Source organism: Nocardiopsis camelliae, from assembly GCF_028993595.1.
In the GTDB taxonomy this organism is placed as follows: Bacteria; Actinomycetota; Actinomycetes; order Streptosporangiales; family Streptosporangiaceae; genus Nocardiopsis; species Nocardiopsis dassonvillei.
Genome location: NZ_CP118614.1, coordinates 4,135,488 through 4,150,764, shown reverse-complemented (window position 1 = coordinate 4,150,764; position 15,277 = coordinate 4,135,488). Strand labels below are relative to the sequence as shown.

Here is a 15,277-nt window from a genome sequence, read left to right as displayed (position 1 = left end):
GCGGCGGCCGCGGCCGCCGCGCCGCCCCGGGCGGTACGTGAGGGCCCCCGGCGCCGCACCGCGCGGCACCGGGGGCTTTCACGTGCCGTGGAAGAGGGTGAGGTCGACCGCGGGCGCGTCCGTGTACACCACGCCCGGCTCCGGCGGGACGGGCTCTCCCGACGCGGAGTCGGTGCAGTGGGCGTCGAACATCCGCGCCTCGTCGAGGGGCACCAGGGTCCGGTCGGCGACCGTCCAGCCGCGCACCAGGGTGACGGGGACGTCCACCCCGTCGGGAAGCGTGTGGGAGATCCGGTCGGTGGGGCTGTGCAGCACCACCGCCGCGGAGCCACCGCCGGTGAGGGCGGCGCACAGCCGCTCCACCACCGCCGGATGCTCGACGTCGAAGCCCTCCTCCCGGCGTTCGACGGACGTGGCCAGCGCGTGCCGGGTGTGCAGGGTCAGGAGGTGCTTGGTGCCGGGCAGGTCGTCGAGGAGGGCGGACAGCAGGGCGGAGGCGTGTGAGGAGAGCATGCTCTGAGTATGCGCGCGCGGACACGGCCGGATCGGGTTGTCCACAGGCCTGATCGGGACGGATCCCGGATTTTTCGGGGAGGCCGGTCCGTGGACCGCGCCGCGTACCGCTCACCCGCCGAGGGTCGCGGTGCCGCCCGCCCGGCCCCGCTGCCGCCCGTCCGGCTCTCCCGTTTCCCGGTGAGCGCGGGGCCGCCCGGCCCCCGACCGGGGCTTCTCCGGCCGGGCGCCCCCGCGCACGCGTCCGCGGTCAGGGCTTGCGCGCCACGCCGCCGTACTGGGCGACCTCCTTGGGCGTGCCCAGCTCGCTGGGCAGCGGACGCCACAGGGACGCCGAGACCACGCCGGGCTCCAGCAGTTCCAGACCGTCGAAGAAGCGCTCGATCTCCTCGGCGGTGCGCAGGTGGATGGGTTGGCTCGCGCCCTCGTTCCACGCCTTGGACGCCTCGATGATCTGCGGGCTCGTGCTCGTGCTGTCGCACAGGGCCAGGAAACTGCCCGACGGCAGCGCGTCCACGTAGGCGCGGGCCAGGGCGTAGGTGCTCTCGACCGCGGGGAAGTGGCCCAGGGTGCCCATGAACGTCAGCCCGATCGGCTGGGAGAAGTCCAGGTACCGGCTGGCCTGCTCCAGGAGGGGGCCGGGGTCGGTCAGGTCGGCGTCGACGTACTCCGTCGAGCCCTCGGGGCTGCTGGTGAGCAGGGCGCGGGCGTGGGTCAGGACCAGGGGGTCGTTGTCGACGTAGACCACCTTGCACTCGGGCGCGGCGGCCTGGGCGGCCTCGTGGGTGTTGTTGGCGGTGGGCAGGCCGGTGCCGATGTCCAGGAACTGGCGGACGCCCTCCTCCTCGACCAGGTGCGTGACCGAGCGGACGAGGAACTGCCGGTCGGCGCGGGCGACCTCCACGATCTCGGGGAAGGCCTGCGCGATCTGTCGGCCCAACTCCCGGTCGACGGGGTAGTTGTCCTTGCCCTCCAGCCAGTAGTTCCACACGCGTGCGGAGTGGGGGACCGACGTGTCGATGGGGGGAGTGGCGGTCATGGAATCCTCTCGGGGAAGTAGGTGTCGCGCTGCGATTGTCCTGGCGTGGTGGGCACTAACGCAACCACGAAACCCTTGCGCCACAGGGGTTTCCGGGCAAGGACCCGTGCCCTCAGCCACTCCCGTGCGTCCCCTGCCCGGCCGCGACACCGCCCCGCCCCGGGCCCACCCGGGCCCCGCCGCGGCCGCGTGTGCGCGTTCTGCCAGGTGGAGATGTCTAGCATGGAACCCATGAACGAACTCTCCGCAGAGCAGACGGGCCGGGTCATCGCCCTGGCCATGGACCTCGCCCGGGAGGGGCGCACGGAGGAGCTGCTGGAGTTCCTCGACCACGGCCTTCCCGTGGACACCCGCGACGAGCAGGGCAACACCCTGGTGATGCTCGCCGCCTACCACGGCCAGGAGGCCGTGGTCCGCGCCCTCGTGGACCGCGGCGCCGACGTGGACCTGCGCAACGACCGGGGCCAGACTCCCGTGGCCGGTGCGCTGTTCAAGGGGGAGGAGGGCATCGTGGCGCTGCTCGTCGCCGCGGGCGCCGACCTCGACGCGGGCACGCCGAGCGCCCGCGCCGCGGCCGAGATGTTCGGCCGCTCCCACCTGCTGCCCTGATCCGCTGATCCCGATCCGGGGGCCGCGCCGCCGCGGCCCCCGGGCCCGACGGCGCCCGGCGCCCTCCGGGGACCGGGCCCCGAAACGGGCCGAGCCGACGCGGTCGGGGCCGCGTCGGCTCGGTGGATCGGACCCGGATCCGGGGTCCTCACGCCCTCGCCCCGGTCAGGGCTTCGGGCGTTGCTCAGACGGCGTCCGAGTTGGGGTCGGTCGCGGAGACCTTGCCCGCCTGGAGGGCCTCGATCGCCTTGCGCACGCCCTCACCGTAGGCCGGGTCGGCCTTGGTGCAGTTGCCGATGTGGCGCTCGATGGTGGCCTGGGAGGCGCCGTCGATGGCGCGCGCGGTGTTCTCGAACAGGCGCTGCTGCTCGTCCGCGTTCATCAGGCGGAACAGGTTGCCCGGCTGCTCGAAGTAGTTGTCGTCGTCCTCGCGGTAGTCGAACCGGTCCGCGGTCGAGCCGATGGCCTGCGACGGCTCGGCGTAGGAGGGCTGCTCCTGCCAGCGGCCGTAGGAGTTGGGCTCGATGCCGGGCACGCCGCCCTGGTTGCCGTCCACGCGCATCGTGCCGTCGCGGTGGTAGGTGTTGACCAGCTTGGCGCCGCGCGGGTAGTTCACCGGGATCTGGTGGTGGTTGACGCCCAGGCGGTAGCGGGCGGCGTCACCGTAGGAGAACAGGCGGCCCTGGAGCATGCGGTCGGGCGAGAAGCTGATGCCGGGGACCAGGTTGGCCGGGGTGAAGGCGGCCTGCTCCACGTCCGCGAAGTAGTTCTCCGGGTTGCGGTTGAGCTCGAACTCGCCGACCTCGATGAGCGGGTAGTCCTTCTTGGACCAGACCTTGGTCAGGTCGAAGGGGTGGAAGCGGTAGTCCGCCGCCTCGGCCTCGGGCATGATCTGGACGTAGAAGGTCCACTTGGGGTTCTCGCCCCGCTCGATGGCCTCGAACAGGTCGCGCTGCGCGGACTCGCGGTCCCCGGCCACGACCTGGGCGGCCTCCTGGTCCGTGAGGTTCTTGACGCCCTGCTGGGTCCGGAAGTGGAACTTGGCCCAGAAGCGCTCGCCGGCCTTGTTGATGAACGAGAAGGTGTGCGAGCCGAAGCCGTGCATGTGGCGGTAGCCGGCGGGGATGCCGCGGTCCGACATCACGATGGTGACCTGGTGCAGGGCCTCGGGGAGGTTGGTCCAGAAGTCCCAGTTGTTCTCGGCCGAGCGCATGTTGGTGCGCGGGTCGCGCTTGACGGCGCGGTTGAGGTCGGGGAACTTCAGCGGGTCACGGAAGAAGAAGACCGGGGTGTTGTTGCCGACGACGTCCCAGTTGCCCTCCTCGGTGTAGAAGCGCAGGGCGAAGCCGCGGATGTCGCGCTCGGCGTCGGCGGCGCCGCGCTCACCGGCGACGGTGGAGAAGCGGGCGAACATCTCGGTCTGCTTGCCGACCTCGGAGAAGATCGCGGCCTTGCTGTAGCGGGTGATGTCCTGGGTGACCGTGAAGGTACCGAAGGCTCCGGAGCCCTTGGCGTGCATCCGACGCTCGGGGATGACCTCGCGGTCGAAGTGGGCGAGCTTCTCCAGGAACCACAGGTCCTGAAGCAGCATCGGGCCGCGCGGTCCGGCGGTGAGGCTGTTCTGGTTGTCGGCTACCGGGGCGCCGTTGGCCGTGGTCAGCGGCTTCGTGTTGTCCTGAGACATGAATTCCTCGGTCCTAAGGTGGGATCTTTCGGTGCCGCGGTCAGGGCACCGGGCGTGTGTCAGGCCTTCTGGCAGTCGGGGCAGATGCCCCAGTAGGTGACCTCGACCTCGTCTATGGCGAAACCGTGGTCCTGTGAACCCGTCATGCAGGGCGCGGCTCCGGTGGCGCAGTCCACGTCCGCGATCGTGCCGCAGCTGCGGCAGACCACGTGGTGGTGGTTGTCGCCCACCCTGCGCTCGTAGCGCGCGGGCGACCCCTCCGGTTCGATCCGCCTGACGAGTCCGACGTCCGTCAGAGCCTTGAGCACGTCGTACACCGCTTGTGTGGACACCGCACCGAGCTGGCCGCGGACCGCCTGGAGCACGGTGCTGGCGTCGGCGTGCGGATGAGCCCCGACCGCCTCCAGGACCGCTACCCGGGGTCGGGTCACGCGTAGCGAAGCCCCCCGGAGGAGGGCCTCGGTCTCCGTCTGGTGCATGCGCCCATTGAACCACTTTTCTGGAATGATTCCAACAAAGGTGCGCCTAACCCGGCGCCGGCTCCCGCCCGGCGGGCCCTGGCGGCACCCGGGAGAGCCGTCCCACCGCACGCCCCGTCCGGTTCCCGCCGTTCCCCGCTGGTGCGCGGCCGGGTGGTCCACGGCGGTGGACCACCCGCGTCCCGGCGGCTGTCGGAATGTCCCTTTTGTGATCTACGTCGTAAAAGTGCCGCTTGCTTAGGCGCTCCAGCGGGAGGAAGCCCCCCGCTCGGACAGCCCGTGATCACGCCCGCGCGCTGCCCCGCACCCGTCCCGGCGGCGGACCCGCGGCCGTCGGCGGGCACGCGTTCCCCGACCCCCGCCCCGGCGGGCGGGCCGCCGCCCCGCCGCCACTCAGGCGGGCGCGTTGCCCAGCAGCTTCTTCTGGATCTTGCCCATCGCGTTGCGCGGCAGCGTGTCCACCACGCGCACCTCGCGCGGGCGCTTGTGCACCGACAGGCGCTCGGCCACGAAGTCGATGACCGCCTCGGGGGAGATGCCCTCGCCCACCAGGTAGGCCACGATCCGCTGGCCGAGGTCGTCGTCGGCCTCGCCCACCACGGCGGCCTCCGCCACCCCGGGATGCCCGAGCAGGACCGCCTCGACCTCGCCCGCGCCGACCCGGTAGCCGCCGGTCTTGATCATGTCCACCGACATCCGGCCCACGATCCGGTGCCAACCGTCCCCGTCGCGGACCGCCGCGTCGCCGGTGCGGAACCAGCCGTCCCCGGTCCACGCCGCGGCCGTGGCCTCCGGCAGTCCGAGGTAGCCCCCGAACAGGGTGGCGCCGCGGACCTGGAGCTCACCGACGCTCTCACCGTCGCAGGCGACGGGCTCACCGTGCTCGCCGCGCAGCCGCGTCTGCAGACCCGGCAGCGCCGTCCCGACCCAGCCGGTGCGCCGGGGCGCGTCGGCGCGAGCCGCCACGGTGATCAGCGTCTCGGTCATCCCGTACCGCTCCACGGGGCTGTGGCCGCACGCCCCCCGCAGGCCGTCGGCCACCGTGTCGGGCAGCGGGGCGCTGCCCGAGACCAGCAGTCGAGCCCCGGACAGGGCGCGTGCGCTGTCGGGGTCGCGGGCGATCCGCGACCACACGGTCGGCACGCCGAAGAACAGGGTTCCGCGCCGAGCCCCCCGGGCGGCCTCGGCGTAGGCGGCGGGGGTGGGGCGGACGGTGTGCAGCAGCGGGCTGCCCACGCGCAGGGCCCCCAGCACGCCCAGGATCAGGCCGTGCACGTGGAACAGCGGCAGACCGTGCACCAGCACGTCGTCGGGCGTCCAGTCCCAGGCGTCGGCGAGCGCGTCCAGGTCGGCGGCCACGGCCCGGCGCGGGATGAGGGCGCCCTTGGGCGGCCCGGTGGTCCCGGAGGTGTACATGACCAGCGCGGTGGAGTCGGGCGGCGGTTCGGGGAGCGTGAACGAGGAGCGCTCGGCCGGGTCCACGGGGACGACGGGCAGGTCGACGTCCTCCTGAGGGGTGCCCAGCCACAGCGCGGCGCCGGAGTCGCGCACGATGTGGCGGCGCTCGGCGGTCCCCGAGTCCGCGGGGACCGGGACCACGGGCACCCCGGCCAGCAGGCCGCCGACCACCGCGACGACCGTGGACAGCGAGGCCTCGCCGTGCACGGCGACGGCGTCCGCCCCCGCCACCCGCTCGGCCACGGCGGCCGCGGCCGACCACAGTTCCTCGCGGTCCAGCCCCGCCCCGCCGACGCTCACCGCGGTCCCCTCGCCCGCGTCCGAACCCAGCAGCACCTCGTGCCCCTTCCGGTCGTGTCCTGTCCAGTCGGCCAGTACACCACAGGAGCGGTGCGGGAGCGGCCTCGGGCCGTTCGCGCCCCGGTCCGTTCGCGTTCGGCTCGGCTCGCGCCCGGCGTGTTCGCGCCCGGTCCCGTTCGTGTCCCGCTCCTGCTCCGCACCGGCACGTTCGCGCCCCGCCTCGTGTGTCGGGAGCGGCGTCCGGGTAGCCGCTTGGCAGAATCCCCGGGGGAGCGGGGCGGGTGCCGGAGACCGCTTCCGACCCCGGGCCGGCGTTCCGGGGGCGCCTCGGTACACGGGACCGGGGCCGACACGTGTGTCAGGTGAGGGGGAGGGCCATGCGTGCTCTGACAGTGGTGCCGTCGCAGGCGGGTTCGGTGCGGGTCAGCGAGGTGGAGGCGCCCGTGCCGGGCGCGGGGGAGTTGCTCGTCGACGGCATCGCGCTGGGGATCTGCGGCACCGACCGCGAGATCGCGGCCGCCGAGTACGGCGAGGCGCCGCCCGGCCACGAGCGCCTGGTCCTGGGGCACGAGTCGCTGGGCCGGGTGCGCGAGGCCCCCGACGACAGCGGCTTCTCCGCGGGCGACCTGGTGGTGGGGGTGGTGCGCAGGCCCGACCCCGTGCCGTGCGGGGCCTGTGCGCACGGCGAGTTCGACATGTGCCGCAACGGCCGGTTCACCGAGCGCGGCATCAAGCAGCTCCACGGCTACGGCTCCCAGCAGTGGACGGTGGAGGCCGACTACGCGGTCCGGCTCGACCCGTCGCTGGAGCGCGTGGGCGTGCTGATGGAGCCGACCACGGTCGTGGCCAAGGCGTGGGACCAGATCGACCGGATCGGCGGACGCGCCTGGTTCGAGCCGCGCCGCCTGCTCGTCACCGGCGCCGGGCCGATCGGCCTGCTCGCCGCAATGATCGGCGTCCAGCGCGGTCTGGACGTGCACGTGCTGGACCGGGTGGAGCACGGGGTCAAACCCGAGCTGGTGGCCGCCCTCGGCGCGACCTACCACACGGGGGGCGTCGCCGAGGTCGCGGCCACGGGTGAGCCGGACGTGGTCATCGAGGCCACCGGCGCCTCCGGTGTCATCCTCGACGCGATGGCCCACAACGCGGCCTACGGGATCGTGTGCCTCACCGGCATCTCGTCGGGCGGGCACACGATCGACGTCGACGCGGGGGAGATCAACCGTCGGCTGGTCCTGGAGAACGACGTGCTCTTCGGGTCGGTCAACGCCAACCTGCGCCACTACGAGATGGCCGCGCGGGCGCTGGCGCGGGCCGACCACTCCTGGCTGGAGCGGGTGATCACCCGGCGGCTGCCGTTGGAGCGCGCGCACGAGGCGTTCGAACCCGGCGGCGACGACGTCAAGACCGTCATCGAGCTGTGAGCCGCCGCGTCCGGCGGACTCCGGTGCGCCCTACCGCCGCGAGTCGGGGACGACCCGGAGCACGGGCCTGTCGGCGGGGGCCGCGGTTCCCGACCCCGTGCCGGTGCGGGCGGTGATGGAGAGCCCGAACATCAGCGCGTGCAGTTCGGAGAGGGGGATGTGCAGCGCGGCGGCCACCGAGGCCGGGGTGCGGCCGGTGCTGCGCAGCAGGGCGAAGACCTTGGGCAGCACCTGTGAGGTCTCGCGGGCGATGCCGTCCGGTTCGGCCGAGCGGTAGCCCAGTTCGGCGAGCTGGCGGCAGGTGGAGCGGTACTGCCAGTCCGTGAGCAGCCCCACGTCGTGGAGCCGGTGGGCCAGGGCCATCGCCGACACCCGCCAGATCGCCTTGGCCTTGATGACCTGGTCGATCTGGGCGCCCGCGGGCATGCGGGCCACGACGTCGGCGCGGGGCATGAGGAAGGCGCTGGCGAACTGGTTGGCCTCGCGTTCGGCCCCGGGGCCGCTGGAGGGGCGTTCGTGGCCGTGCATGACCAGGTGGCCGAGTTCGTGCGCGGCGTCGAAGCGGCCCCGCTCGCCGCTCTTGCCGGTGTTGAGGAAGACGTAGGGCACCGCGTCGCGCCAGAAGCTGAAGGCGTCCACCTCCCGGTGCTCGGTGTCCAGGGAGAAGACCCGGATCCCGTGCGCCTCCAGCAGGTGCACCATGTTGGGGGCCGCGGTGTCGCCCAGTTCCCAGAGCGAGCGGACCATCTCCGCGGCGGCCTCGGGGGAGGGCCTGCCGTAGGTGGGGACCGAGGGCTCGGGCAGGGCAAGGCGCCGCCCGATCCAGTTGTTGAGCTCGATGGCCAGGGCGGCCTGGGAGCGCACGGCCTTCTGTTTGCGCATCGAGGTCTTGGTCCTGGCCCGGAAGGCCACGGCCTCGGAGGGGACCTCCTCGACCTCGTCGGCGGTGAAGAACGCCGCGGGGAACCCGAGGGCGCCCGCGATGGCGGCGAGCGTGTCCGCCGTGGGGACGGCGTGCGCGTTCTCGTAACCCGACAGGCTCTGCTGCGAGATCCCGCTCATCCGTGCCAACCGGGCGAGGGTGAGTCCCCTGCGCTCCCGGGCGAGCCGGATGCGTGACGGCGTGACCATGGTGTGCGGCTGCCTTGTCGTTGTCCACGGCCCGGCGGGCGCGGACCCGCCGGGCACGGTCGTCGTTAGCGGAAGTTGACGGGGACGTCGAGTCCCTCCGGCTCCTCGTCGCCCTCCGGGAGGGCCACGGTCCCGATCTCCAGGGCGGGGAGCGGGACGCGCTCGTGCCACCCGGTGATGTAGCCCCGTGCGTTGGGCGGGTGGGGCCGGGACAACTCACTATGCCAGAAGACGCGGCCGTCCCCGGCGTCGTCCACACGGTGGACCAGGAGCACCCACACCTCCAGTTCCTCGCAGCCGTCGAGGGACACCTCGTTGTGCCTGGTCGGGGGTGTCTCGGGGAACAGGGTGAGCTGTTCGTGTTCGCCGTGCCCGGTGAGCAGGCGCTGGCCCTTGGGGCCGCGCGGGTGCCGGTTGCGGGGTACGGCTGCCGGGTTCGGGCTGCCGGTGTGGTGGTCGCCGCTCAGGGTCTGGATGGCGGTGGTGCGTTCGGCGTCGACCGTGAGTTCGATCTGCAGGAGGCGGGCGTTGTCCCAGCCGTGGTGGAGCTTCTGCTCGTCCCGCAGCGCGGCGAGCCGCCAGCGGTGGGCGTACTGGGAGGGGGCGTCCACCCCGTGGCTCGGGGTGGCGCTGCGCCAGCCCTCCTCGCCCCGGCGCAGGGCCTTCTCCAGGATTCTCCAGGACGTTCCGATCCGGGCCAGCCGGTCGTCTCGATGGTGGGGGTCGATGAGCACAGAGCACCCTCCGGGAGTCTCAGCGTGAAGAAACACTACCGCGATCGTGGTCGGAGATCTTCGGGTTCGGGTCGTGGTGCGGGGGCTTCCCCCAGTGTGCGGACGACCGCCGACAGTCCGCGCGGGCCGCCGGGGCGCGATCGGTCGGCGCCGTGCCGTTCCGGTCGCGGAAGAATCCGTCCGTGTTCCGGGCGGAGTCGGAGAAACCGTCGCCTTTTCGCGCGGGGCCGTTTTCCCTTTCCCCGGCCCGCTCCTTTCCTGGTCAGGTGCGCACGTCGTCACCGAGCGGAGAAAACGCAGGCCCGGCGGGTGTATCGGTGGAACCACGTGTCGTGCGCGAGGGTGTGTTGACAGCCCCCGCGGGGCGTCCGATATTCGGTGTCCAGCGCGCTGGAAGACAAACCCCCGCATTTCGCGCACCCCCAAGGAGAATGAGATGGGATCACCACTGGCACGCCGAACGGCGTCCGTCCTCCTCGGCCTGGCGACGGTCGCCGCCCTCGCCCCCGGGACGGCCGCCGCCGACCCCGTGCGGGTCCTGGGCGGGACGGGGCCCTACGACGCCGAGTACGTCACCACCCTGCGCCTGCGCGACCACACCGTCTACCGGCCCGTGGACCTGCCCGAGGACGAGCGGCTGCCCATCGTGGCCTGGGGCAACGGCGCCTGCCGGGCCGACGGGACGTGGTTCGAGAACATCCTCACCGAGTTCGCCTCGCACGGCTTCCTGGTCATCGCCAACGGCCGCCCCGGCGGCTTCGGCAGCACCGACCCCGAGATGCTCACCGAGGCGGTCGACTGGGCGATCGAGGAGAACGACCGCCTGTTCAGCGAGTACCGGGGCCACATCGACACCGACAGCGTCGCGATCATGGGCCAGTCCTGCGGCGGCCTGGAGACCTACGAGGTCGCCGACGACCCGCGCGTGGACACCACCGTGCTGTGGAACAGCGGCCTGCTGACCGACCGCGACAACGACCTGCTGGAGGACCTGCACGCCCCCGTCGCCTACTTCACCGGCGGCCCCGGCGACATCGCCTACGAGAACGCCCTGGACGACTACGCACGGCTGCCGCAGGGGCTGCCCGCCTTCATCGGCCACCTCGACGTCGGCCACTACGGCACCTTCGCCGAGCCCGACGGCGGTGAGTACGGCCGCGTCGGCGTCGCCTGGCTGGAGTGGCAGCTCAAGGGCGACCAGGGGGCCCGGCAGGAGTTCGTCGGCGACGACTGCGGCCTGTGCTCCACCGAGTGGGACACCGACAGCAAGAACCTCGGATAGGCCACCGGCCCCCGCGCTCCCGGACGGGCGACCGCCGTCCGGGAACGCGCGCCCGAGGGGAGCGCGGGGGACTTGGGGCGCGCACACGGGCGAACGGCTGCACACGGTCCGTCCGGTGGCGGAGGGGGTGTCAGCGCGGTTCCGGGCCGTGTTCTGGGAGGCGGTGCTCAGTCCTGGTCGGTGACGCTGTCGGTGCCCCGGCTCTGGCGCTGTATCCCGATTCCCGAGCTGGACGCGGTCCAACTGGCGAGGATGTCCATAGCCCGCCGTGACGGCGAGTCGGCCTCAGTGGTGTAGATGAACAGTGTGGTGTCGGTGTCGCCGGGCGGGTTGAGGGTCTCGTACTCGACGGTCAGGTCGCCGACGAGTGAGTGGCGAAGACGCTTCGAGCCGTGGGTGCGCTGGTGCACCCGATGCTGCTCCCACCACCGGTCGAACTCGCGGCTGTGTTCGCGCAACTCGGCGACGAGCGCGATGGTGGCGCGGTCGTCGGGATCTCGGCCGACCTCGAACCGCAGGCTCTCGACCGCTGCGCGGGCCTGGTCGTCCCAGTCCACGAACAGCGTGCGGGCCTCCTCGTCGAGGAATATCCAGCGCGCGTAGTTGCGGTGGGCGGGAGGCATGCCTTCGAAGTCGGCGAAAAGCGCTGCGCCCATCCTGTTGACCGCCAACACGTCGGTGCGACGTCCAAGGACGAGCGCGGGTTCGCCGTCGAGGGCGTCGAGGAGCTGGTGGAGCCCTGGACGCACGCGTTGGACGCCAGGGGCCCGTCGCCGGGTCGGTGCCGCCGTCACCCCGATGAGGTCTTCCAGGTGTGTCCGTCCTGCGGCGTCGAGTCCGAGCGCGTGACCGATCGCCTCGATCACGGCAGGGGAGGGCGTGATACGCCGACCCTGCTCAAGACGAGCGTAGTAGTCGGTGGACACCCCGGCCAGCAGTGCGACCTCCTCGCGCCGCAGCCCGGGGACGCGGCGTATGCGCCCGTCGGGCGGCAGCCCCGCCCGTGACGGGTCGCCCTGGCTCCGAGCGCGGCGTAGGAAATCGGCGAGTTCGCGATTCGTCTGTGCCACGACCCCATTATCCACGAGGTCGGCAGAATCCACCTGGGCCGCTTGCGACTGGACCTCCGAGTCCTAGGTTCCGGCGTGCGAGGTCGCACAGGGCCCGAGGTCAGTCCCCGCGGCCTTGTGCCGTGAACCAGTCTTGGAGTCACGCCGGCACGGGACACCACCCGTCGGCGTCTCCCCGAACTCCGAGATTGAGGATGACCATGAGTTTCCCGTCGAATCGCCCGTCGACCTGGTTCGTGACCGGTACCTCTCGCGGCCTGGGCCTTGAGCTGGTCACCCAGTTGCTCAAGCGCGGCGACAACGTCGCGGCGACCACCAGATCCACCGACCGGCTGCTGTCGGCGATCGGCGATAGCGTCGACACGTCGCGGCTGCTCCCCCTGGCCGTCGATCTGCGAAACGATGCTGCTGTCAAGCAGGCCGTCGACCAGGCCGTCGCCCGCTTCGGCGCCCTCGACGCCGTTGTCAACAACGCTGGCTACGGCTACCTGGCCGCGGTCGAGGAAACCGACCCCGCCGACGTCCGCGACATGCTCGACGTCCAGGTCGTCGGCGTGTGGAACGTCCTGCGTGCCACCGTGCCGGTTCTGCGTCAGCAGAAGAGCGGTCACATCGTCAACGTCTCCTCTGTGCTCGGGCTGGTCTCCCTTCCGGGGTGGGCGCTCTACTGTGCCGGCAAGTTCGCGTTGGAAGGCCTCAGCGAGGCCCTCGCCGGTGAGGTCGCCGACTTCGGCGTCAAGGTCACGATCGTCGAGCCCGGCTATTTCCGCACCGACTTCCTCACCCGGGACTCCCTCGCGCTGCCCGCCCAGACCACCGAGGCCTACCCGGGCATCCGTGAAATGGTCGAAAACCACCTGAACCTACAGGGCAGCCAGCTCGGCGACCCGGTCAAGGGCGCCACGGCGATCATCGAGCGGGTCGTGAGCGGCGCCGAGGGCCCGCTGCGCCAGGTGCTCGGCTCGGACTCGCACGCCTTTGTCACCGACAAGGTCGAGGCCCTGCGCGCGAACCTCGACGCCACCGCGCGGACCGCGCCCCTCACCGACCATCCCGCTGCCTGACTCTCCGACACCCGCACCAGCTGAGGGGTGGACCTTGTCGGCGGTGCGCCATGACCGGTCTCCGCCGGATCCGCCCCTCGGTGAAGGCCCGGTCGATCTCCTTGGTGCGTTCAGCTTCCGGTGCGGGTGGGGCGCGGGGCCCGGCCGGAGGTCGCGTGCTGCCACGGCGGGCGGCGCGGGGGTGTTGGCGGCGAGGGTGGGGACCGTCCATGGATCCTTGCGGTTTCGTGCGGACGTGAACTGCCCTCGGCAGACACACTCCGTTTCTCAGGGATGACTGTGCGAGTGGACGGCTGTGAACATGCGTGTGCGCGATAGTGGTTGGCCATATTCACAACTCCTGTGTATGGTGAGAACACAGCGAAGCTCAACGGGTCTCGCGAGGACGGGCGTGTATGCGCGTTCCTGTCTCCGTTCCTGCCCGCCGAGCGCATCCGCCCGGTGGGCGGCGCACATCCCGGCAGCGCCCCGTGCTGCCCCCTGCACACAGACCGGAGCACACCATGACCTCGCCCCAGCCGCCCTACGGCCCGCCGCCCCCGCCCGCCAACCGGGGCATGTCCACCGGGAAGAAGGTCGGACTCGGCTGCGGCGGATGCCTCGGCGTCCTCCTCTTCCTGTTCCTGCTCGTCGGGTGCGTGGCCGTGCTGGGCGGGGACGACCTCGACAGCGGGGCCTCGGAGCCCTCCGCCACCCGGGAGGAGGCGGGCGGTGAGACCGCCGGAGGGTCCGCTGCTGAGGAGGCCGACGAGGAGACCGCCGCCGCCGAGGAACCGGCCGCGGAGGAGGCTGTCGAGGAGCAGCCCGCGGAGGAGGAGCCCGAGACCCCCTCCGGCATCGGTAACGGTATCCACCGCGTCGGCGAGGACATCGAGCCCGGCACGTACACCACTGACGGGCCGAACCCGGACGGCATCCTCCCCATGTGCTACTACGCCCGCCTGTCGGGCTTGTCCGGAGAACTCGACGACATCATCGCCAACAACAACATCGAGGGACCCGGGTCCGTCGTGGTCCAGGAGGGCGACGTCGCCCTGGAACTGTCCGGCGACTGTGAGTGGACGCTGGAGTAAGCGTCTGCGGGCGGGTGCTGGGTCCGATCGCGTCGGCCCTTCCAGCTGCCGTCGCCCTCGGCCTGGGTGAGACCTACACCGTCGAGGTGGGGTAGAGCGGACGGCCCGGACGGGGGCCGTCTCCAGCGGACCTCCGGTCGGAGGGCGAGTGGGAACCGACCGGCGGTCCGCGCCTTTCCGTGCGCGGTGCGGCTCTCCTCGTGCCCCCTCCGCGCTACCGCTTCGCGGAGGCGCGGTACCCCGTGTCGCTCACGCGTGGCGGAGCCCGGACACCGAGAATCGAAGGGCACCGGTCGATCACCCTGTGCACTCGTTTGAGTACCAAGGGTGTCCGTCGGTCCGTCCGCGGCCTGCTGCGCCGCCCCGATCCGCCGAACGAGGGAGGGCCCCTTCCATGTCCGCCGACCGCACACCCGCCGGGTACCGACGCCCGGCACGGTCCGCCGCCGTGGTCCTCGCCGCCGCGCTCACCGCCGGTTCGGCCGCCGCCGCACCGTCCGTCGCAGCAACGGACACCGCACAGGAGCCGATCTGCACCTCCGAGTCCCACCCCGACCTCGCGCGACGGCTCGACGGGGGGATCCGCGAGCGTGTGGACGAGCGGGAGGGGACCGTCGCCGTGGGGGTCTCCGCGCACGGCGGCGACCTCACCTGCGGACTCGACCCCGACGCGGAGTTCGACGCGGCCAGCGTCGGCAAGGTCGTCGTCCTCGGTGCGCTGCTGCGCACCGCCATGGACGAGAACCGGGAGCTCACCGCTGAGGAGAGGGACCTGGCGACGGCCATGATCACCGTCTCGGACAACGACGCCGCCACGGAGCTGCACAACCGGATCGGCGCCGAGCGCATCCAGCGGTTCCTGGATCTGGCGGGTATGGACGCCACGAAACCGGACCCCGAGGGCTACGTCGGGCTGATGGGGATCACCGTCTCCGACCAGCTCACCCTGCTCCGCCTGCTGCGCACCGACAACGACGTGCTCGGTCAGGGGGAGCGCGAGTTCGCGCGCGGCCTCATGGGCGACGTCATCGGGGAACAGCGCTGGGGTGTGCCCTCGGGAGCACCCGCCGACGCCGAGGTCCACCTCAAGAACGGCTGGCTGCCCCACACCGACACCGGCCTCTGGCGGGTGCACAGCATCGGCGGCTTCCGCGACACCCCGGTGGGCGACTACGACATCGTCGTCCTGACCGACGACAACGACGGAATGCGGTACGGGGTGGACACCGTCGAGTCCGTGGCGGCCGAGGTGCACTCCGGCCTCACCGGCCAGGACGTGCGGATCGGGACGCCGCCGACCGACCCGCCGCTGGAGCCCCTGTCCGACGGATCGGACGGCTCCGACGGTTCGGGCCGCGCCTGAACGCAGGCCTCGCTTCACCGCCTGCGGTCCCCGGGGGCCGACCCCGGTCAGGAC

At 72.1% G+C, this 15,277-nt stretch carries 14 protein-coding genes; 6 read left to right on the top strand and 8 right to left on the bottom strand.

Going from position 1 to position 15,277, the window contains the following annotated elements:
* Positions 1 to 78 precede the first annotated feature (78 nt).
* Both PV789_RS18165 and PV789_RS18160 read right to left on the bottom strand, forming a co-directional pair.
* Positions 79 to 513 (bottom strand): hypothetical protein, encoded by a 435-nt coding sequence (locus PV789_RS18165; protein WP_274973759.1) that lies wholly within the window; start codon positions 511 to 513, stop codon positions 79 to 81.
* 250 nt (positions 514 to 763) lie between these two features.
* A complete protein-coding gene (locus PV789_RS18160; protein ID WP_274973758.1) occupies positions 764 to 1,552 on the bottom strand; it encodes an SAM-dependent methyltransferase in 789 nt (262 codons plus the stop codon).
* Between the two features lie 231 nt (positions 1,553 to 1,783).
* Here PV789_RS18160 and PV789_RS18155 point away from each other — a divergent pair, with 231 nt between their 5' ends.
* Positions 1,784 to 2,161 (top strand): ankyrin repeat domain-containing protein, encoded by a 378-nt coding sequence (locus PV789_RS18155; RefSeq protein ID WP_274973757.1) that lies wholly within the window; start codon positions 1,784 to 1,786, stop codon positions 2,159 to 2,161.
* A gap of 184 nt (positions 2,162 to 2,345) precedes the next feature.
* Here the strand turns inward: PV789_RS18155 and PV789_RS18150 are convergent, their stop codons facing one another.
* The 3 genes from PV789_RS18150 to PV789_RS18140 all read right to left on the bottom strand — a co-directional run bounded on the left by PV789_RS18150 (position 2,346) and on the right by PV789_RS18140 (position 6,118).
* Positions 2,346 to 3,845, bottom strand: coding sequence for a catalase (locus tag PV789_RS18150; protein WP_274973756.1), 1,500 nt, complete (start codon positions 3,843 to 3,845; stop codon positions 2,346 to 2,348).
* A gap of 59 nt (positions 3,846 to 3,904) precedes the next feature.
* Positions 3,905 to 4,324 (bottom strand): Fur family transcriptional regulator, encoded by a 420-nt coding sequence (locus tag PV789_RS18145; RefSeq protein WP_013153727.1) that lies wholly within the window; start codon positions 4,322 to 4,324, stop codon positions 3,905 to 3,907.
* Between the two features lie 393 nt (positions 4,325 to 4,717).
* Complete coding sequence (locus tag PV789_RS18140) at positions 4,718 to 6,118, bottom strand: acyl-CoA synthetase (RefSeq protein WP_274973755.1); 1,401 nt, start codon at positions 6,116 to 6,118, stop codon at positions 4,718 to 4,720.
* 341 nt (positions 6,119 to 6,459) lie between these two features.
* Between PV789_RS18140 and PV789_RS18135 the strand changes: the two genes are divergently transcribed.
* A complete protein-coding gene (locus PV789_RS18135) occupies positions 6,460 to 7,506 on the top strand; it encodes a glucose 1-dehydrogenase (RefSeq protein WP_274973754.1) in 1,047 nt (348 codons plus the stop codon).
* Between the two features lie 30 nt (positions 7,507 to 7,536).
* On the opposite strand, the gene PV789_RS18130 is transcribed toward PV789_RS18135, so the two are convergent.
* Both PV789_RS18130 and PV789_RS18125 read right to left on the bottom strand, forming a co-directional pair.
* Positions 7,537 to 8,637 carry a helix-turn-helix domain-containing protein gene (locus PV789_RS18130; RefSeq protein WP_274973753.1) on the bottom strand — a complete coding sequence of 367 codons (1,101 nt, stop codon included), beginning with the start codon at positions 8,635 to 8,637 and terminating at the stop codon, positions 7,537 to 7,539.
* Positions 8,638 to 8,702: 65 nt separating this feature from the next.
* Positions 8,703 to 9,371: a hypothetical protein gene (locus PV789_RS18125; protein ID WP_274973752.1), complete on the bottom strand. Its 669-nt coding sequence runs from the start codon at positions 9,369 to 9,371 to the stop codon at positions 8,703 to 8,705.
* 436 nt (positions 9,372 to 9,807) lie between these two features.
* Here PV789_RS18125 and PV789_RS18120 point away from each other — a divergent pair, with 436 nt between their 5' ends.
* A complete protein-coding gene (locus tag PV789_RS18120; protein WP_274973751.1) occupies positions 9,808 to 10,653 on the top strand; it encodes an alpha/beta hydrolase in 846 nt (281 codons plus the stop codon).
* A gap of 167 nt (positions 10,654 to 10,820) precedes the next feature.
* Here the strand turns inward: PV789_RS18120 and PV789_RS18115 are convergent, their stop codons facing one another.
* Positions 10,821 to 11,723: a helix-turn-helix domain-containing protein gene (locus PV789_RS18115; RefSeq protein ID WP_274973750.1), complete on the bottom strand. Its 903-nt coding sequence runs from the start codon at positions 11,721 to 11,723 to the stop codon at positions 10,821 to 10,823.
* A gap of 200 nt (positions 11,724 to 11,923) precedes the next feature.
* On the opposite strand from PV789_RS18115, the gene PV789_RS18110 reads away from it, so the two are divergent.
* The 3 genes from PV789_RS18110 (at position 11,924) to PV789_RS18100 (ending at position 15,223) form a co-directional block, all read left to right on the top strand.
* Positions 11,924 to 12,787 carry an SDR family oxidoreductase gene (locus PV789_RS18110; RefSeq protein WP_274973749.1) on the top strand — a complete coding sequence of 288 codons (864 nt, stop codon included), beginning with the start codon at positions 11,924 to 11,926 and terminating at the stop codon, positions 12,785 to 12,787.
* 503 nt (positions 12,788 to 13,290) lie between these two features.
* Positions 13,291 to 13,860, top strand: a complete 570-nt coding sequence (locus PV789_RS18105) for an Rv1352/Rv1906c domain-containing protein (RefSeq protein WP_274973748.1) — start codon at positions 13,291 to 13,293, stop codon at positions 13,858 to 13,860.
* A 394-nt stretch (positions 13,861 to 14,254) separates the two neighbouring features.
* Positions 14,255 to 15,223, top strand: coding sequence for a serine hydrolase (locus PV789_RS18100; RefSeq protein ID WP_274973747.1), 969 nt, complete (start codon positions 14,255 to 14,257; stop codon positions 15,221 to 15,223).
* The last annotated feature ends 54 nt before the right edge of the window (positions 15,224 to 15,277 follow it).